This window comes from Blautia luti (genome assembly GCF_013304735.1).
Lineage (GTDB): Bacteria > Bacillota > Clostridia > Lachnospirales > Lachnospiraceae > Blautia_A.
Window position 1 is genome coordinate 79,735 of the sequence record NZ_JAAITI010000003.1, and the last position, 20,207, is coordinate 99,941.

Below are 20,207 nucleotides of genomic sequence, written 5' to 3' on the forward strand. Positions count from 1 at the left end.
TATCATTTAAAGTAATCATTGTCAATGGTTTTTATCTGTGTGAATGATATTTTTCTATATTGTTGATTTTTATCATTTGTGATATACTAATCATAGCTTTTAAGGAGGTGGATAATATGCAGGAATCATCTATTTCAGAAAAAATAAAAGAGCTACGAACTGATCTGAAGATGAATCAAAAAAACTTTTCCGCAGCTATTGGTATACGTCAGTCAACTTTATCCAGTTATGAAAATGGTGTGGTTACTCCCTCCAATGATGTGTTATTGACTATTGCTCAGAAATTTCATGTCTCACTGGACTGGTTATTTGGATTATCTGAAAATAAAGTACAGATTTCTACTCTCAGCGATATTCTTTGGGTTTTACTGCAGATGAATGAATCCAATGAACTCCGGTATGAACTGGATATAAATAATAAACTTCCCGGTGATATAGAAACAGAAACACAGAAATGGTATGCCGGACTTCGCTTTTATGGAAATGATCCGGAACATTCTTTAAACGCAGATATGTGTAATTTTCTTGCTGATCTGCAGGAGAACAGAGAAAGCCTGGAATCTTATTTCACAGGCAAAGATATGTTTGATATGTGGAAAAAGCAGACGTTGGAATACTACACTTCCAAACCTGTCACCCATAAAGAAATTGAAGAACTGGATTTTGAGACACGAATCCGTAAACGAGATGAACTTTTAACACAGAAATTTTCCAATAACGAACAGAAATAGTATCATAACAGTATCACAGGCAGATATGCGAAGGTTTTCATTTTCTTCCCATACCTGCCTGTTTTTAATTTATTCGCTATTCTTTACAGCCTTTTTTTAATCTTCTGTTCAACAGAAAAACCCCGGAAACCTTACGGTCCCGGGGTATCTTACGTTTGGACACAATGTACCTTGCGGTACTCAATATATATTAGTCAGTGATTACTCGATGATTGTAGCAACACGTCCTGATCCTACAGTACGTCCACCTTCACGGATAGCGAATGTAAGACCCTGGCTCATAGCGATCGGATGAATCAGCTCGATTGTCATCTCGATGTTATCTCCAGGCATGCACATCTCTGTTCCCTCTGGAAGGTTGCAAACACCTGTTACGTCTGTTGTTCTGAAGTAGAACTGCGGACGATAGTTGTTGAAGAATGGTGTATGACGGCCACCCTCGTCTTTAGTCAGAACGTAAACCTGAGCTGTGAATTTTGTATGGCATGTAAGTGTTCCTGGTTTAGCAAGAACCTGTCCACGCTCGATCTCGTTTCTCTGAACACCACGAAGAAGTGCTCCGATGTTATCACCAGCCTGAGCCTCATCAAGAAGTTTACGGAACATCTCGATACCAGTTACAACAACTTTACGAGTCTCCTCTTTGATACCAACGATCTCAACCTCATCAGATACGTGAAGAACACCAGCCTCAACTCTACCAGTTGCAACTGTACCACGTCCTGTGATGGAGAATACGTCCTCTACAGGCATTACGAACGGTTTATCTGTGTCACGCTGTGGGTCCGGAATGTAGCTGTCAACAGCATCCATAAGCTCCATGATCTTATCTCCCCATGGGCCAGCCGGATCCTCAAGAGCTTTAAGAGCAGAACCCTGGATAACCGGGAGGTCATCTCCTGGGAAGTCATACTCGGAAAGAAGCTCACGAATCTCCATCTCTACGAGCTCAAGAAGCTCCTCATCGTCTACCATATCACATTTGTTCATGAATACAACGATGTAAGGAACACCTACCTGACGAGCAAGAAGAACGTGCTCTTTTGTCTGAGCCATAACACCGTCTGTAGCAGCAACAACAAGGATAGCACCATCCATCTGAGCTGCACCTGTGATCATGTTCTTAACGTAGTCAGCATGTCCTGGGCAGTCAACGTGTGCGTAATGTCTCTTCTCTGTCTGATACTCAACGTGAGCTGTAGAAATTGTGATACCACGCTCTCTTTCCTCTGGAGCTTTATCGATATCCTCAAAGTTCTCTACTACGTTTCCTGGAACTCTCTCAGCAAGAACTTTAGTGATAGCTGCTGTTAATGTTGTTTTACCATGGTCAACGTGTCCGATGGTACCAATGTTACAATGCGGTTTTGTTCTCTCAAACTTAGCCTTTGCCATTTTAAAATGTCCTCCTTAAAAAACTTGACTCTGTAATTAGAGCATTTTTTCAGATTTAAACTTGCTAACCTTGATTATATTGCAAACCAAGGTTATTTGCAAGCATTTTATTTATTTATAGTGGATCAGTCTTTCTTAGAAAGAATCTTCTCCTGTACAGACTTCGGAACCTGCTCATATTTCTCGAAGAACATAGAGTAGTTACCACGTCCCTGTGTTCTGGAACGAAGGTCTGTAGCATATCCAAACATCTCGGAAAGCGGAACATATCCACGGATCATCTTACCGCCACCGATATCTTCCATACCCTCGATACGTCCACGACGGGAGTTGATATCACCGATAACGTCACCCATGTAATCCTCTGGTGTAGTAACTTCGACCTTCATGATTGGCTCAAGAAGAACCGGAGCTGCTTTCTGCATAGCATCCTTGAATGCAAGAGAACCTGCAATGTGGAATGCCATCTCAGAAGAATCGACTTCATGGTAAGAACCATCGTATACATTCGCATGTACACCAACTACCGGGAATCCTCCGAGGATACCAGCTTTCATAGCTTCCTCGATACCTTCGCCAACTGCCGGGATGTATTCCTTCGGAATAGCACCACCAACAACTGTAGACTCGAACTTGTACAGCTCTTCTCCGTTGGCATCCATAGGCTCGAATTTAACTTTACAGTGACCATACTGTCCACGACCACCAGACTGTTTTGCATACTTGCTGTCTACATCAACAGGTTTGGTGATTGTCTCTTTGTAAGCAACCTGAGGTGCACCAACGTTTGCCTCAACCTTGAACTCACGAAGAAGACGGTCAACGATGATATCAAGGTGAAGCTCACCCATACCAGCGATGATGGTCTGTCCTGTTTCCTGATCTGTATGAGCACGGAATGTCGGGTCCTCCTCAGCAAGCTTAGCAAGTGCCTCACCAAGTTTGCCCTGTCCAGCTTTTGTCTTAGGCTCGATAGCGAGCTCGATAACTGGCTCTGGGAACTCCATGGACTCAAGGATTACCGGATGCTGCTCATCACAGATTGTATCACCTGTTGTAGTGAATTTGAATCCGATTGCTGCAGCGATATCACCGGAGTAAACCTTATCCAGCTCCATACGTTTATTAGCGTGCATCTGAAGGATACGTCCAACACGCTCTTTTTTATCTTTTGTGGCATTCAGTACATAAGAACCGGAGTTCATTGTTCCTGAATAAACACGGAAATAAGCAAGCTTTCCTACGAATGGGTCAGTCATGATCTTGAATGCAAGAGCGGAGAACGGCTCATCATCAGATGAATGTCTCTCAACTTCGTTGCCGTCAAGGTCAACACCCTTGATAGCCGGGATATCTGTAGGCGCCGGCATGTACTCAAGGATTGCGTCCAGAAGTTTCTGAACACCTTTGTTTCTGTAAGCGGAACCGCAGCAAACCGGTACTGCTGTACACTCACATGTAGCTTTTCTGAGGACAGCTTTCAGTCTGTCTACAGAAGGCTCATCTCCCTCAAGATACTCCATCATGAGGTCATCATCCAGCTCGCAGATCTTCTCGATCAGCTCTGTATGATAAAGCTCTGCATCTTCCTGCATATCCTCCGGGATATCAGTAATAGAGATGTCATCACCCTTCTCATCATTGTAGATGTATGCTTTCATCTCGAAAAGATCGATGATTCCTTTGAAGTCATCCTCTTTTCCGATCGGAAGCTGAAGGCAGATAGCGTTTTTACCAAGACGAGTCTTGATCTGCTCTACTGCACCGTAGAAGTTTGCACCAAGGATATCCATCTTGTTGATGAATGCCATACGAGGTACATTGTAGGTATCAGCCTGACGCCATACGTTCTCTGACTGCGGCTCAACACCACCCTTAGCACAGAAAACGCCGACAGCACCATCAAGCACACGAAGGGAACGCTCAACCTCAACAGTGAAGTCTACATGTCCTGGTGTATCAATGATGTTGATACGATGCTCAAGAGCACCTGGCTTTGGCTTGCAGTTCTCCTCAAGAGTCCAGTGACATGTTGTAGCAGCGGATGTGATTGTGATACCACGCTCCTGCTCCTGCTCCATCCAGTCCATTGTCGCTGTACCTTCATGAGTATCACCGATCTTGTAGTTAACTCCTGTATAATAAAGAATACGCTCTGTAAGAGTTGTTTTACCAGCATCGATATGCGCCATGATACCGATATTTCTGGTTCTCTCTAATGGATATTCTCTTCCTTCTTTTCCAGCCAATGAATTTTCCTCCTCGAATTAGAAGCGATAGTGAGCAAATGCTTTATTTGCCTCAGCCATCTTGTGCATGTCTTCTTTTCTCTTAACGGATGCACCTGTGTTGTTCATTGCGTCCAGAAGCTCATTAGCCAGTTTTTCTTCCATTGTCTTCTCGCCTCTCTTACGTGAGAACATTGTAAGCCAACGAAGAGCAAGTGCCTGACGTCTGTCTGCTCTTACCTCGATCGGAACCTGATAAGTAGCACCACCGATACGTCTTGCTTTTACCTCGAGAACTGGCATGATGTTGTTCATAGCCTCTTCAAATACTTCAATTGCTGGTTTACCAGCTTTTTCCTCTACTCTGGCAAATGCGCCGTATACAATTTTCTGAGCAACACCTTTCTTACCGTCTAACATGATGTTATTGATAAGTTTGGTAACCACTTTGTTATTGTACATCGGGTCAGCCAGAACGTCTCTTTTCTGAGTATGTCCTTTACGTGGCACGTTACTTCCCTCCTTAATCATATTGATTATATCATCGGTACTCACGCAGTAAAACTATTGCATGTTCGCACTGGTAAGGTCCTATATTTAACCCGCAACCGACAGGGTATATGGAATACCGTACAAATCCTTATAGTCTTCCGCTGTAATACATTAGATGAATAATATCTTTGTAATCCTCCTGATTATCTGCAATCAGGAAGCGGCGTAGATTTCTGATCTACTTAAATTATTTTTTAACTTTAGGTCTCTTAGCTCCGTATTTGGAACGAGCCTGTTTTCTGTTAGCGACACCTGCGGTATCAAGAGTACCTCTGATGATGTGGTATCTTGTACCAGGTAAGTCCTTAACTCTTCCTCCACGGATAAGAACAACGCTATGCTCCTGAAGGTTGTGACCCTCTCCTGGAATATAACTTGTTACCTCGATACCGTTGGAAAGACGAACTCTGGCGATCTTTCTAAGAGCTGAGTTAGGCTTTTTAGGAGTAGCTGTTTTAACAGCAGTACAAACACCACGTTTCTGTGGAGCAGCCTGATCAACTGCTTTCTTTCTTAAAGAGTTGTATGTTTTCTGCAGAGCCGGTGCTGTAGATTTCTTAACAGCTGTCTGACGGCCCTTTCTTACTAACTGGTTGAATGTTGGCATTCCATTTCACCTCCCGATTTATTTCTCCATGGGCTTTCCCATGGGGCCTTGCGGTTGCTATTTACAAATTACGGCATGCGAAAATATAACGTTTCATTCGCACGCTTGCTCATTATAGACCGTAAATACAGGGCTTGTCAAGGTGTTTTATGAAGAATTTTTGCTGATTTTACAGGGGTTTAACACAGTTTTCTTCATAGATGTCACAACCCTGCGAAAATGACGGTTTTACTTCCAGGGTCTGGCCTTTTCTGTCCACCCATGTTCCTTCCAGTAAGCCACATCCACTTCATTCCATCCACTTTTTACAAGCTTACGCATCACCTCGAAATATGTTTTGGTCTTCAACCCCGGTTTTACATGGCCATAGTTCTTACGGATTTTTTCTGCCAGCTTATCGGTCGCTTTCTCAATCTCCGCCATCTTTTCCGGAGAAATCGATTTATAATTTATGGCATGAACGGCAGTACCGTACCTGTATATCTTTCCCATTCCCCAGAAAAACATACTGTCTGCCATATCTTTGTTGGTCCATTTCGTTCCGGCGCCTGCTGCGGTAGAAATACAGATTCCCTGTTTGGAAAACATATCCTGGTTTGGCCTGTGCAGCATCCATCGGTAGCCATAGTGATCCAGCCATGCTTTCATGGAACCGGTACAGTGATAAACATATACCGGACTTGTAAGAATGATCACATCTGCGCTGTCAATGGCATCTGTCAGCGGTTTCAGTTCTTTATAATATGGGCAAAGCTTCTCATCCTTCACAATACACTGGTTACATCCAATGCAGAAATGCCCGAAATCTTTTGGCAGAAAAAACTCTGTCACTTCTCCGCCCAGCTTATCTGCCAGTATTTTTCCTATATGATAGGTAGAACCTTTATGATTCTGCCCGTTTATCATTACAATCTTTATATTTTCCCCCTCCTCTTTTCTTCAACTCAAAAGTATAACATTTCTTCTTATATGTATCTACTTTAATCCGGAAAGCGGTGTTTTCCATTTCTCATACAGATAATCCAGACTATTCCCAGCATTCCTGCTATTAATATAGAAAGAACTGCTCCTTCTTTCAGCCCCGGAGTCTGATATTTCATAACAATCTTATGTGTTCCCGCAGAAAGCTTTACCCCTGTCATTCCCTGTATACGGAATGTTTCTGCTTTTTTTCCATCTACGGTAATTCTCATATTCGAATCGTAAAAACTGCTGAGCATAAGAATTCCATCCTCTTTTACAGATATGCTTCCTTTTCCATCGCTCAGATCCATCTGCTGTGAAGAAAGTTCCTTATAAATCTCATCCAGATCCGATTCCTCATATGTGCCAAGAACTGCCTCCTGCATTCCTGTATCCGCAGTTACCCGGACTGTGGTATCTGTATCGAATGTACCAAGATCCAGAAAATTATTGTTCCAATAATCCGATTTCTGTTCCTGCCCCTGAATCGTCACAGTATCCGGCTCTGTTCCCGGAATATAGAGATAACCATGTTCTCCTTTTTTCAGGCGAATATGAAAAGCAGTTGTTCCGATTGCAGCCACTTCAGAACTTACCGTCTGCATTTTATACAGTCTTTTTCCCACAACGCCAGTTAACAGGCGGTTCTGCACTTCCATGGGATTTATTCCTTCCATAATATAATTCAGTACAGAATCGTCAACCATATACCCGATTTTTAATGCCCTGGGATTTTCATACAGATCAAAAGACTGGCTTTCCCCGATCTTTTCATAGACTGTATTGAGAGTTCGTGTATTCCTGCACAGAAGATATCGGATCCCAAGAAGCATATCCATCACCTCTGTAGCACCTGCATACTGAAAACGATTCTCCAGATTTTCAAATCCCATACTTTTTACAAAGTTCCACATTTCTTCTGTATTGGTGGAAGAATACATGGATACTCCGTTCAGCTGATATAACATTTCTTCATTTCTTACAAGAGGATTTACAATGGCCACCCGGTAATCCACCTGATCCACTTTTTCAGCCTCCAACAATCCACAAACTTCCTGCTCACTTTCCACATAAATATCACGGTTTGCGGTTCCATTATCTGTGATGCTGACAATTCCATGAATTCCTGTCTCAACCAGAATCAGAACTGCCAGAATCCCCGCACAGATCTTTCGGATTTCCACACAGCCGAAAGAATGCTTCGAAAGTTTTCCACAAAAATAATGCTCCATCCACACTGGAAGAAACATCCCTGCAAGAATCCCATCTGTAAGAAGGATCTCTCCTGTTTTTCCGCTTCGGATCCCCACAACTGTACAGAATATTTCCGCTGCTGCCAGGCCTGCAAAAATCCGCTTTCTACTCATATTCTCCACTTTTCCCCAGGCATCACAGGCCATTTTCAGGAACAGAAAAATCAGAATAAACGCAAAACGGTTGGGAATTCCTACCGGTTTATGCATTCCATGAAAAAGCAGATTCAGAGCAGTAATATGAAATCCCGCAAAATACAGGACAATCAATGCACCTGCCACAATTTTTTCCACTGCACGGATCTCTTTGTTAAAAAAATACATTCCTGCAAAAAGCAGTACTGCACAGCCACAATATAGATTTACGTCTCCCTGCTGGCTGGATTTTACAAAAGACAGGGAATCCTCCATCAATGCGCTCATCTGTTTCCAGATATCTCCGTAAACACCGGCAATTCCTGTGCCTGCTTCCTCCGCAGCTGCTGTTCTGGACACTGCCACAATACCCGGAATCAGTGTAATTCCCGCAAGACCTGCCGCTGCAACAGACGCACCGGAAAATTTCAGAATTGATAACCGGACTTTTTCCGGACGACGATTCGATTCCACTGTAATAAGATTTGACAGATAATAAAGGCCGGAAAATGTACATAACATAAATCCCATATAATAACTGGTAAAAATACAAAATCCCAGCACCAGGCAGTAACACTTCCATTTCCCGGTACAAACCAGCTGTTCGATCAGATATGCCAGAACCGGCAACAGTATTATGCAGTCCAGCCACATCACGTTGCTGTAATATCCTATCAGGAAGTTGGACAACGCATACATACAGCCAAGAGAAACTGCCATACTTCCTCTGCCCGGATATTTTTTCCCGGAATACCAAGCCATAGACACACCGCAAAACCCTATTTTGACCAGAATTACAGTCGTTACCGCCTCGTTCACATACATGAATTTCATAAGCAAAAGTACCAGAATGCTGAATGGACTGCAAAGATAATAACAAAACAGGCCATAGAAATTATAGCCCATAGAATGAGTCGAATACGTCCACCCCAGACCTTTTTGCAACTGGTTCAAAAGTTCCTTATAAAAAGCAGTATACTGATGGACCCCATCTACCACAAGGGCCGAACTTTCTCCAAATGGATAAACACCTTTCAGCGCAAAACCGGCCCCAAAGATCATCACCGGAAATAGAAACGCCAGGATATAAACCCAGCATTTATTTCCTTTTTTATTATTCTGTTCTTTTACTGACAATATTTTCATTGCATTTTCCTCTTCTGCCATTTCTTTTCCGTCTGATTTTTTTCTGCTTATTATAAAGCACTTTATAATATATCATGTATTTGTGAAAATACTGCGAAAGTATAACAAAAGAAAAAGCTGCCACATCATTGGAGACACAGAAAACTCCGCTGATATGACAGCTTTTTCCGAAAGAATCCATGTACGCTGATCCACGGATTCCTTCATGGGTGTAATTATTAACTTTATGTGATGAGTTTTTTAGTTCCGGGCCTGTATGATATCGGATATTCACATATCCTGAGGTGGCTGTTTACAGGTTAAGAACTATTATGGCTATATGATAGCATGGCTATATACATTTGTAAAATTAATATTTAATGTTTATAATATAGAACTTATTTATAATCTATTTTTATAAAACTGTATATCCTCTGGACTTCAGGCAGGCTCTCACTTCCATGGTGTCCTCAGTATGGAATACCATGATCGGCTTTCCGGAATCACGGTTAAAAGAGAGGTACAGATAATCCACGCTTACGTTACTGTCCTTCAATGTAAGAAGCAGATCATTCAGATTTCCGGTTTTATCCTCAACTTCCACTCCGATCACGTCAATCACGTGACAGAGATATCCTGCAGCGATCAGTGCCTCTTTCGCCTTATCCGGATCAGAAACTACCATTCGCACGATTCCGTACTCTGCACTGTCGTTGGTAACTGACCCCAGAATGTTGATGTCCTCATTCTTCAGGATCCCGGTAATGTTCTGCATAACACCTTTTTTATTTTCTGCGTAGATGGATAACTGTTTCAGCATGATAAAATCCTCTCTTTCCTCTGTGATGTGTTTTGCTGTTTTATTATATGGTAAATCTTCGCACATCTTACCCGGTATGTCAACTGAAGTAATTCAGAGAATAACTCAGACATTTTTCACCGCATATGTGCATGCAGATATTTTTCCCTCGTAGCAAGTCCTCCCCGGATATGCCGCTCCTGCTTATTCACATCCAGTACCTTCCGAACTTCCATGGCAAGTACCGGATTGATCACTTTCAGCCGTTCCACGCAATCCTTATGTACCGTACTCTTACTGATCCCGAACTTCTTCGCCGCCTGCCTCACCGTCGCCTTTGTTTCCACAATATATCCTGCGATCTCAACTGCACGTTCCTCTATATAATCCTTCACTGCCAAGCCCCCGAAGACGCTTTTTTACAGTGTATGCAAAAGATTTGAAAGGTATGTACCCTGTCACTCTGCTGTCTGAAACTCCTTCCGAAAAACCACCGCAGACCCGACAATAAATGCACAGCAGATCACCCACGGGTTGCTGCTGTAAAAATAGCATCTCCATTCCGTTCCGGTTTCTCAGCAAATCCCCCCACGCAATACCGGATAGACAGTCAAAAAAATATCTGCCCGGTATTGAAATTTCCATATAAATATATATTATTTGTATTATTTTTGTGTATGCACTGCTTTAGACTTCCTGTAAAGCACAAGACAGACGATCACAAATGCCACCGTAACCACAGCAGTCAGCGGAAGAACCATAGACGACTCTGCCCCCATCAGAAGCCCGAATCCCTGTCTCAGTGTCAGAATTCCAAAAATGGAAAAAATGAAAAATGCAACTGTATTGAGAATTCCCTCCGGTGCCTTGCTTTTCAGAAGATAACCGATCAGAAGACCGATCACATCCGCCGCAAAAAGTCCCAGTGAACAGGCCAGCCATACAACAACTGCTGCACTTAAACCTTCGTTTGCTCCAAATGTGATGGCAGTAAGCTGTGTCTTATCACCAAGCTCTGCAACAAAAAATGTACAGAATACAGACAACGGCGCAAACTTAATTTTCCGGTCCTTTACATTCTCTTCCTCATCATCGTCTCCTTTAAGCGTCGTTGCCGCAAAAAACAGGAACGCCGCACCGGCAATCAGACGGATCAGCCACGTAGGAACTACCGTACTGACAAAGCCTCCGGCCAGTACTGCCAGTCCGTTCAGCACCAGGATTGCAACACCCGTTCCAAGCAGGATATCTTTCAACTTGAACTTGGAAGTCATTGCAACCAGCATCAGCTGTGTTTTGTCACCCATTTCCGCAATAAACTGGGTAAAAAGCACTTTCATAAATAACAGCATCTTTCTTCTCCTTTGCATATGTGTCCGGTCCGGAGCCATAAAAAAAGACCCACGTATACTTTATCTCCACAACAGAAATAAAATATACATGAGTCTCATTCTTTAAGATTTGCCAGGTGCATGCACCAGTATGTTGACAAACCACGTTTACACGCGAATTACTCCCTCACGGAATTGATTTTCGTCATTGTAACAAAGTTGAGAAACTTTGTCAAGAGAGAGCGTGGCTGGGCTTTCTTGATTTGGTTAAAACCTTGCAGCCATCTCCTTCAGGCCCTGATACATTTTTTCGGAAAGAGGAATCGAAACGCCCAGCCTCTTCGCCTCTTTCACAATATACCCGCTGAATGTCTCAAGTTCCGTCTGTTTTCGACGGATGCGATAATCTCTCTGAAGTGAGCTGGTGGCATTATCTGCATGTACATGGCGGAATTTATGAATCACTTCATTGATATGCTCATCTGTCAACGCAACCCCTTTTGCACAGCCCACACTTGCTGCTTCCCATACAAGAGTCTCGTACTGCTGTGCCTTCACCGGATCACTCCGCAACTCCCCGATAGTATTATCATAAAAAGCAGTCATCACATTAAACGCACAGTTCAGAATATACTTCCGCCAGATCTCCACCTCAATATCGCCCTGGTCTTTATAATCAATATCCGCTCCCTTCAGGATCTCAGTCACTTCCACAACTTTCTCCAGCTGTTTTTTATCCGCATCCTTAATTCCGATACAAAGCCAGGTAAATGTATCCTGCTGAGAAACAGAAAAATCTGCGTTGGAAAAAGCTACCGTATAAATCAGCGAATCCACCACCGTTCCTTTTCCAATCAGCCGACGGATTTTTTCTCCCGGATCTACACCATTCATTACCGGAATAATTACCGTATCCTCTGTAACCATATCCCGGATACTCTCGCAGACATCTTCCAGAGAATAATTTTTCACACAAATAAAAATATAATCCTGCTGTCCCATTTCCCGAGCTGGAACTACCTGTTCCGGTCTTGCAACAATTTCTCCTTTATAATCACTGTGAAGCACCAGTCCATTTTTCCGGATACTTTCCCCTCTGGCTCCACGGGCCACCATCGTCACATGAGGATAAGCCTTCGCCAGCATTGCCGCTATATATCCACCTACACCACCGATACCGATTACTGCAATTTTTTTATCTTCTGCCTTCATGTCTGTTTCCCTCTTTCTGTCCATCTCCGTTAAAAATCCTCTGTATTTTACGCCAGACGAACCAGTCTTCCATCCGCCAGTTATGCATAACTGTATTTTACCAGACAACTTAGAAAATTTCTATCCTGCCTTTCTTTAAAAGGCTTTCTGGTGTATACTGGATATAAATTTCTGAAATAATAAATAAACAAATGAGGTGACAGATAATGGACACAAAACCCGTTTTTCACGGAAGTGATATAGAAAAAATCTGCAGTTACTACAACCTGAAAAAAGAAGATATCGTCAAATTTGGTGCAAATGTGAATCCTCTGGGTTTATCCCCCAGAGCCAGCCAGGCCATTGCCAGCCATATAGAACTGCTTTCTTCCTACCCGGACAGAGATTATACATCTCTTCGTAATACCATTTCCCGCTACTGCAATATTCCGGCTGATTTTATCCTTCCGGGAAACGGCTCCAGTGAACTGATCTCTCTTCTGATCCAGGAACGCTCTCCGAAGCATACCCTTATTCTTGGACCTACCTATTCTGAATACTCCAGAGAACTTTCTTTTTCCGGAAGCACACAGGAATACTATCACCTTCAGGAAAGTATGGATTTTGAACCGGACATTCCGGATCTCTGCCGAAAACTGGAGCAGGGTTATGATTTTCTCATTCTCTGTAACCCCAACAACCCCACTTCTTCTGCCATCTCAAAGAAGGACCTCCGGGATCTGATCCATTTCTGTGAAGAAAAAGATATCTTTGTCATGATTGATGAAACCTACGTGGAATTTGCACCGGACATCAGTGCCATCACTGCAGTTCCTCTGACACAGGAATTCACCAATCTCATAGTTCTCCGTGGTGTCTCAAAGTTCTTCGCGGCTCCCGGAATGCGCCTGGGCTACGGCATCACCGGAAACAAAAAATTCCTGGAGAAAATGCGTGAAAAACAGACTCCTTGGTCTCTTAACAGCATTGGCGCTTTTGCCGGCGAGATTATGCTCCAGGACGAAGAATATATCCAGCAGACACGCCAGCTCATTCTTTCCGAACGTGACAGAATGATTGATGAGCTTAAAAATATCAGCACCTACAAAGTTTATCCCGCTTACGCAAACTTTATCCTGCTGAAAATCCAGAAAGACGGCCTGACCTCTTACGATGTATTCGAAGCCTGTATCCGCCAGGGCCTGATGATTCGTGACTGTTCTTCTTTCCAGTGTCTGGAGGGAGAATTTGTACGTTTTTGCATTATGATGCCGGAGGATAACTCCCGCCTTGTAAACGTACTAAAATCTCTGTAAAAACCATAATGTTGAGATTCTACCCCGGATATGTTATACTTCACAGGTATTGTTAACACTATGTAAACTTTGTAAAACAAAAATAACCAATTTTTGAAACAAATATGTTATACTTCGTCAGGTATTGATTTATAATAACCTGAAAGAATAGATAATATAAAACGGGAGGATCTGTAATGATATTTGGAATAAAACAAATCATAAAAATGCTTTTCCAGCAGCTGATTCTTCCGGTTGTTTATAACGCCTGTACTGCAAAACCTGTCATACCCGGAACTGTAATCCTGGCGGATGCACATCACGACGAAATTCCGTTCAGTATGCTCGCCATAAAAGAAGAACTTTCCAGGCATCCGGAGCTTCAGGTTACAGAAATGTACTGGAATAATAACGAATCTTCTCCTGTGAAGATTTTCCGGAATATGCTTTCTTTCATGAAAAAATACGCCACAACGGAAACCGTTATCATCTGTGACAATTTTCTGCCTGCCGCATCCTGCAAAAAACGCAGCGAAACACAGGTCATACAGCTCTGGCATGCATGTGGCGCATTCAAAAAATTCGGCTATGACACGGAGGAAGATATCCCTTCCTATTATGTTGGCAATGTAATGGCAAACTGCAGTCTGGTAACTGTCAGTTCCGATATCTGCATAAAACCTTTTGCCAGTGCCATGAAGCTTCCGGAAACCAGTGTTCTTCCAGTTGGTGTCAGCCGGACAGATATGTATTTTAATGAAACCTTCAATCAGAAATGTCGGGATAACTTTTTCAGCCAGTACCCGGATGCCCGGAACAAAAAGATCGTTCTCTGGGCTCCGACTTTTCGTGGAAAACCTGGGGTTGCCAGTGTTTATGGACTGGATGATGTTCTGAAAGCTCAGGAAGAACTGAAAGATACACATTATTTCATTATTAAACTGCATCCTCATACACAGGTACACACAGAAGGAACCAATTGTGACATTCCTTCCGAAGAACTGCTTCCGGTTGCTGATATTGTCATTACCGATTATTCTTCCATTCTCTTTGACGCCATGATTTATCAGCTTCCACTGGTTCTCTTTGCCCCGGATCTGGAAGAATATCTGGCCAGCAGAGGTTTTTATCTGGATTACCGCACACTTCCAGGTATCCATATTCAAAAAGAAGAACAGCTTGTAAAAGTTCTTTCTGACGAGGCACGCCTTAATTCTTCCGTTAATCAGAAATACCACGATTTCTTTCAGGACTACATGGCCGCCTGCGACGGACATGCAACCCGGCGTATTATGAATTATGTTTCAAAATCTCCAAATAAATAAGAGGTAATATATATGGCTAATAATATTTTTGGAATTATCCTGGCTGGTGGCCAGGGAACACGAATGGGCAACGCAGAACGCCCGAAACAGTTTATGGAAATCGGCAAAAAGCCAATCATTATCCACACAATAGAAAAATTTGCCATTCATTCTGCCTTCGATAAAGTAATCGTTCTTTCACCAAGAGCATGGATCTCACACACCAGGGATCTGATCCGGAAATATATCCCGAGATCATCCAACGTTGTTGTTGTACAGGGCGGTTCCACAAGAAACGAAACCATCATGAATGGAATCCGCTATATTGAAGAAAATTTCGGCCTTGATGACAATACCATTATTGTCACCCATGACTCTGTCCGTCCTTTTGTCTCCCATCGCATGATTGAAGAAAATATCCGTGCAGCCCAGGAATGTGGCGCCTGTGACACCGTAATCCCGGCAACGGATACCATTGTGGAAAGCGCAGGCCATCAGTTTATCAGTTCCATTCCGGACCGTTCCACTATGTATCAGGGCCAGACACCGCAGTCTTTCCGGGCAAAAAAACTCCGCGACATTTATGAAAGCCTTACTGCAGCAGAAAAACAGATTCTCACAGACGCATGCAAAATTCTCGTTCTCAAAGGTGAAAAAGTCCAGCTGGTAGAAGGTGATGTTACCAACATCAAAATCACATATCCTTCTGATATCCGTCTGGCTGAAGCTCTAATGGAGGGAAAATAAATGTTAACTTCTGTCTATCGCCTGGTCAGGCCCCGTCAGTTTGAACTGGTTTTTAAGGATATCACCCTTGATACCTCCCATGTGATTGTTCATCCTGTCCGCCTGTCTATCTGCAATGCAGATCAACGCTATTATCAGGGGCTCCGTGCGGAAAACATTCTCCGCAAAAAGCTTCCCATGGCTCTGATTCATGAAGCAGTAGGCCGGGTGGTTTATGATCCGTCCGGTCAGTTCCAGGAGGGGACTCTTGTGGTCATGATTCCCAATACCCCTTCCGAAACCGATGAGGTCATTGCGGAGAATTATCTGCGGAGCAGCCAGTTCCGTGCCAGTGGCTTTGATGGCTTTATGCAGGAATATGTCAGTATGAAACCGGATCGTCTTGTACCGCTCCCGGAAGATATCAATCTTTCTGTGGCTGCTTTTACAGAAATCGTCAGTGTCAGCTACCATGCCATCCGGAGATTTCTCCGTTTTTCACATACACGCAGAAATGTAATTGGCGTATGGGGCGATGGCAACCTTGGTTACATTACTTCACTTCTTCTGAAAATCATACTACCGGAAAGCAGAATCTGTGTGTTTGGCGTCAATGAATACAAACTTCATGATTTTTCTTTTGCAGATGATGTATTCCTGATTTCCGAGATTCCGGACGACTTTTATCTGGACCACGCATTCGAATGCGTAGGTGGAGCTGCTTCATCCAAAGCCATCAATCAGATCATTGACCATATTAATCCGGAGGGAACCATTTCCATCATGGGTGTGTCCGAAGACCTTGCCCCGCTTAACACAAGAATGATCCTGGAAAAAGGTCTTCGTCTTTTCGGAAGCAGCCGAAGCGGCCGGGAAGATTTTCTTGGTCTTATTAACCTGTATAAAGAAAATCCGGATGTGGTAAACCAGCTGGAAAAAATCGTAGGAGCCGAAATCCACGTAAAAAATATTCAGGACATCATCCGTGCTTTCGAAATCGATATTCATAAGATCATGGGAAAAACAATTATGATTTGGGAGAATTAACAGATGAAAAAATTATTGAAAAAACTTTCCAGGGGGCCTCTTTCTCCTGTTTTTAAAGTATACCGAAAAATATATAAGCCTGTCGTTCTTCATTTTTTCTATCCTGTTGCTTATAAATTTTTCACACTTACAAGAAAAGTAAATCCGAAAAAGGTTGTTTTTATTGAAGCCCGTTTTGATAAGATTACAGATACTTTTCAGCTGATTTATAACCGCATGGAAAAAGAAGGCTATGAAATCCATGAATGTTTCCTGCTGAATACCAAACCAGGAAAGCTTGCATATACAAAACGCAGTCTTCATATGCTGAAAGAAATTTCCGATGCCCATTATATTTTCCTGAATGATGCATGCAACGTCACAAGCTGTATTTCTCTTCGAAAAGGAAGCAGTATCTTTCAGGTCTGGCATGCCTGCGGCGCGTTCAAAAAATTCGGCATGAGTACTGCCGATCTGATTTTCGGTGACAACCGTAAGAATCAGGAGAAATTCCCCAATTACCGGAATCTTGCCTATGTTACTGTCAGCAGCCCGGAAATCAGCTGGGCTTATGAAGAGGCGATGAATCTGAAAAATACAGATACTCAGATTGTATCTACCGGAATCAGCCGTACCGATGTTTTTTATGATAAAAACTTTATCGAAGCCGCTGCCAAGGCTGTTTATTCTGTGTGTCCCAAAGCCCGCTCCAAAAAAATTATTCTGTACGCTCCAACTTTCCGCGGCAGAGTAGCAAAAGCTCAGACACCTGACTGTCTGGATATTGCAGCTATGAAAGAAGCTCTTGGAGATGAATATTTCCTGCTTCTGAAACATCACCCCTTTGTAAAAAAACGCCCGGAAATCCCGGAAAACTGCCAGGATTTCGCAATGGACGTCACAACAGAACTGGATATCGACAAATTACTCTGTGTCAGTGATGTCTGCATCTCCGACTATTCCTCACTGATTTTTGAGTACTCCCTGTTCGAGCGCCCGATGATCTTCTTCGCCTACGACCTGGACGAATATTTTGACTGGAGAGGCTTCTACTACAACTACGACGAACTCACCCCAGGCCCCATCGTCAAAACAACCGAAGAAATCATCGACTACATCCAACACCTTGACACCCGCTTCAACCCCTCCCAGGTCCGCGCCTTCCGGGAAAAATTTATGTCCGCATGCGATGGACATGCAACGGATAGGATTTTGGAGTTGGTGGAGAAGTGTTAAGTGGAAAACTTCATAAAAAAATATCGAAACCAATATAAAATCAAATGCTATGACAAAGACTTTAAAACAGTTGGTTTGTCAGCAAGTCTATCATTTATAAAGTTGTAAACTGGTGTTATAATAATTAAAGGTATAATAAACCCATTTTGGATCAAAGAAAAACCAGCCAGCCCGAAACAAAACTTTCAGGCCAGCTGGTTTTTCTCATTTCTATAGTCAAGCGGATATTCGCAATCCCGCAGGGGACTTCCCTGATTCGGTTAAATCAAATCCAACACCTTCACCGCATTACTCTCCGTCACAGCCACAACCTCCTCGCAGCTGACACCCTTAATCTCCGCAATAGTCTTCACAACCTCCGACAGATACAGGGAACTGTTTCTCTTTCCACGGTTTGGCACAGGTGCCATATACGGACAGTCGGTTTCCAGCAAAATCTGGTTCAGAGGTGCATACTCTACCACTTCTTTCAATTTCCGAGAATTCTTAAAAGTAACCACACCACCGATTCCCAGGCAAAGCCCCATATCCAGATACTCCCTTGCAATCTCCTTACTATAGGAAAAGCAATGGATAACTCCGCCATACATTCCATCCTTCATATACTCTCTCACAATATTCAGCGTATCCTCCGCTGCATCACGGCTGTGGATCATAAATGGGAGCTTCTTTTCACGGGCGATGTCCATCTGCTGGCGGAAGACTTTCTGCTGGAGAAGATGCTCTTCTTTCTCCTTATGCCAGTAATAATCCAGACCGATCTCGCCTACGGCTACTGTTTTTTCCATATCACAATATCTGCGGATTTCATCCAGAACAGCTGCATCCACTTTGTCCGCATCATCCGGATGAACACCCACTGCACCATAAACAAACGGATATTTCTCCACCAGCTCATAAACCCGGTCAAAATGTCCCACAGAAGCACAAACATCCACAATATGCCCGATCCCATTCTCCTGCATACTCTCCAGCATCTCAAACCGATCCTCGTCAAAAGCCTCATCGTCATAATGGGCATGGGTATCAAAAATCATAGCTTTATCCACAGTCATCTCGTCACCGACAGAAACTTTTCCACCTTTCAGTACTCTTGTAAACACACCTTCCCGTGGCATGATGCACTCACCCATCTTCTGGAAAATGGCACAGCCATTATGGCACTCCTTCCCAATCTGAGTCAGCTCCAGCACAACCTCGCCACAGCGAAATCTGGTACCAACCGGAAGTTTCGCAAAATCAATCCCCTCCACAACCAGATTTTCGCCAAAAGCACCATCCTCAACATCAGCGCCCCTCGCCCGGAACGCCTCAATCTTTTCACTGGAAAGAAGACTCACCTGCCGATGCCACTTCCCTGCATGAGCATCCCCCTCAAGCCCCCAGTCCTCCACAAAAACCGCAGACCCCACATTCCTCTTCTGAGTCCCCTTCATCTCACTGATACAAACCGCAAGTACTTTTCCCATAACAAACTCCTATTAATTACACATCGTTACCAAATTTGTTCCTATATATCACACCAGTAATATTAATTTCCACCTATCAACACATCCGGTAAAACCTACAACACATACGACAAACCGTACCACATTCAACAACCAGCCCAACGGAGGCAGGGCCAGTACGGTGACGTTAGCGGAGCGGCCGTCGAGAGGCGAGTATAGCTGCTGCCACCGAGCGCCCTGTTTGAGCCGCAGGCGAGTTGGCGCGAATGGCAGCAAATCAGCGACGCAGCCGAACAGGCCGCGCAGCGTGTCACCGTACTGGCCCTGCCTCCGTTGGGCGTCCGTTCGTTAGTCTAAGTATACCCCACACACTACCGTCCGCATTCTCCAGCATCGCCGGTCAAAATCTCAATCCCATGCCCCAACGTCTCAATAATAACCTCAAGACACTCTTTAACAGCCTTAGGACTCCCCGGCAAATTAACAATCAACGTCCCCTTCCGGATCCCAGCCGTACCCCGACTCAACATCGCCCTCTTAGTAATCGTCAAACTAAACGCCCGCATCGCCTCCGGAATCCCCGGCACACGCCGCTCGATCACGTCCTCCGTAGCCTCCGGCGTCACATCCCTTTTGGAAAACCCGGTACCACCCGTAGTCAAAATCAGCTCCGCCAGACCCTGATCCGCAATCTCAGCCATCCGGGCACCAAGCATCCCACGGTCATCTGGCAAAACATCCATAGAAACAACCACGTACCCGGCTGCCTCCACAATCTCCTTCACAGCCGGCCCACTAAGATCTTCACGCTCCCCTTTATAACCCTTATCACTAGAAGTAATCACCGCAACTCTCTTCATCA

18 protein-coding genes are annotated in these 20,207 nt (G+C 43.7%); 6 read left to right on the forward strand and 12 right to left on the reverse strand.

The genetic code is table 11. From position 1 onward, the window contains the following. Positions 1-116: 116 nt before the first annotated feature. On the forward strand, positions 117-731 hold the full coding sequence (locus G5B06_RS02780) for a helix-turn-helix domain-containing protein (protein ID WP_070100139.1): 615 nt from the start codon (positions 117-119) through the stop codon (positions 729-731). A gap of 201 nt (positions 732-932) precedes the next feature. On the opposite strand, the gene tuf is transcribed toward G5B06_RS02780, so the two are convergent. The 10 genes from tuf to G5B06_RS02830 form a co-directional block, all read right to left on the reverse strand. Continuing rightward, entirely contained in the window at positions 933-2,126 is a 1,194-nt protein-coding gene (gene tuf, locus G5B06_RS02785; protein WP_148445471.1) for an elongation factor Tu, read from the reverse strand. A gap of 125 nt (positions 2,127-2,251) precedes the next feature. After that, positions 2,252-4,375 (reverse strand): elongation factor G, encoded by a 2,124-nt coding sequence (gene fusA / locus G5B06_RS02790; protein ID WP_256442543.1) that lies wholly within the window; start codon positions 4,373-4,375, stop codon positions 2,252-2,254. An 18-nt stretch (positions 4,376-4,393) separates the two neighbouring features. Further along, positions 4,394-4,864 (reverse strand): 30S ribosomal protein S7, encoded by a 471-nt coding sequence (gene rpsG, locus G5B06_RS02795; RefSeq protein WP_207664959.1) that lies wholly within the window; start codon positions 4,862-4,864, stop codon positions 4,394-4,396. 229 nt (positions 4,865-5,093) lie between these two features. Continuing rightward, entirely contained in the window at positions 5,094-5,513 is a 420-nt protein-coding gene (rpsL, locus tag G5B06_RS02800) for a 30S ribosomal protein S12 (RefSeq protein ID WP_015526360.1), read from the reverse strand. A gap of 228 nt (positions 5,514-5,741) precedes the next feature. Beyond that, positions 5,742-6,419 (reverse strand): flavodoxin family protein, encoded by a 678-nt coding sequence (locus G5B06_RS02805; RefSeq protein WP_202030836.1) that lies wholly within the window; start codon positions 6,417-6,419, stop codon positions 5,742-5,744. A gap of 74 nt (positions 6,420-6,493) precedes the next feature. Further along, positions 6,494-9,010 carry a YfhO family protein gene (locus G5B06_RS02810; RefSeq protein WP_173771243.1) on the reverse strand — a complete coding sequence of 839 codons (2,517 nt, stop codon included), beginning with the start codon at positions 9,008-9,010 and terminating at the stop codon, positions 6,494-6,496. A 394-nt stretch (positions 9,011-9,404) separates the two neighbouring features. Continuing rightward, the gene (locus G5B06_RS02815) at positions 9,405-9,809 is read right to left on the reverse strand and encodes an ACT domain-containing protein (RefSeq protein WP_021976037.1); all 405 of its coding nucleotides are present in this window, start codon (positions 9,807-9,809) and stop codon (positions 9,405-9,407) included. Between the two features lie 116 nt (positions 9,810-9,925). Beyond that, on the reverse strand, positions 9,926-10,183 hold the full coding sequence (gene spoIIID / locus G5B06_RS02820; protein WP_148445477.1) for a sporulation transcriptional regulator SpoIIID: 258 nt from the start codon (positions 10,181-10,183) through the stop codon (positions 9,926-9,928). A gap of 270 nt (positions 10,184-10,453) precedes the next feature. Then, entirely contained in the window at positions 10,454-11,140 is a 687-nt protein-coding gene (locus G5B06_RS02825; protein WP_173771245.1) for a TMEM165/GDT1 family protein, read from the reverse strand. Positions 11,141-11,386: 246 nt separating this feature from the next. Continuing rightward, complete coding sequence (locus tag G5B06_RS02830; RefSeq protein ID WP_173771247.1) at positions 11,387-12,331, reverse strand: ketopantoate reductase family protein; 945 nt, start codon at positions 12,329-12,331, stop codon at positions 11,387-11,389. A gap of 206 nt (positions 12,332-12,537) precedes the next feature. Between G5B06_RS02830 and G5B06_RS02835 the strand changes: the two genes are divergently transcribed. The 5 genes from G5B06_RS02835 (at position 12,538) to G5B06_RS02855 (ending at position 17,897) form a co-directional block, all read left to right on the forward strand. Beyond that, entirely contained in the window at positions 12,538-13,626 is a 1,089-nt protein-coding gene (locus G5B06_RS02835; RefSeq protein ID WP_173771249.1) for a pyridoxal phosphate-dependent aminotransferase, read from the forward strand. Positions 13,627-13,802: 176 nt separating this feature from the next. Continuing rightward, positions 13,803-14,930, forward strand: a complete 1,128-nt coding sequence (locus G5B06_RS02840) for a CDP-glycerol glycerophosphotransferase family protein (RefSeq protein ID WP_148445486.1) — start codon at positions 13,803-13,805, stop codon at positions 14,928-14,930. Between the two features lie 12 nt (positions 14,931-14,942). Further along, positions 14,943-15,656, forward strand: coding sequence for a 2-C-methyl-D-erythritol 4-phosphate cytidylyltransferase (locus G5B06_RS02845; protein WP_173771252.1), 714 nt, complete (start codon positions 14,943-14,945; stop codon positions 15,654-15,656). Further along, entirely contained in the window at positions 15,657-16,682 is a 1,026-nt protein-coding gene (locus G5B06_RS02850; RefSeq protein ID WP_173771254.1) for an alcohol dehydrogenase catalytic domain-containing protein, read from the forward strand. It begins immediately after the preceding gene. 3 nt (positions 16,683-16,685) lie between these two features. Then, positions 16,686-17,897 carry a CDP-glycerol glycerophosphotransferase family protein gene (locus tag G5B06_RS02855; protein ID WP_173771256.1) on the forward strand — a complete coding sequence of 404 codons (1,212 nt, stop codon included), beginning with the start codon at positions 16,686-16,688 and terminating at the stop codon, positions 17,895-17,897. A gap of 260 nt (positions 17,898-18,157) precedes the next feature. Here G5B06_RS02855 and G5B06_RS19745 read toward each other — a convergent pair whose 3' ends face one another. Together G5B06_RS19745 and G5B06_RS02870 are read right to left on the reverse strand one after the other, a co-directional pair. Continuing rightward, on the reverse strand, positions 18,158-19,366 hold the full coding sequence (locus G5B06_RS19745; protein ID WP_180214171.1) for a TatD family hydrolase: 1,209 nt from the start codon (positions 19,364-19,366) through the stop codon (positions 18,158-18,160). A gap of 350 nt (positions 19,367-19,716) precedes the next feature. Continuing rightward, a complete protein-coding gene (locus tag G5B06_RS02870; protein ID WP_173771258.1) occupies positions 19,717-20,205 on the reverse strand; it encodes a MogA/MoaB family molybdenum cofactor biosynthesis protein in 489 nt (162 codons plus the stop codon). Between the last annotated feature and the right edge of the window lie 2 nt (positions 20,206-20,207).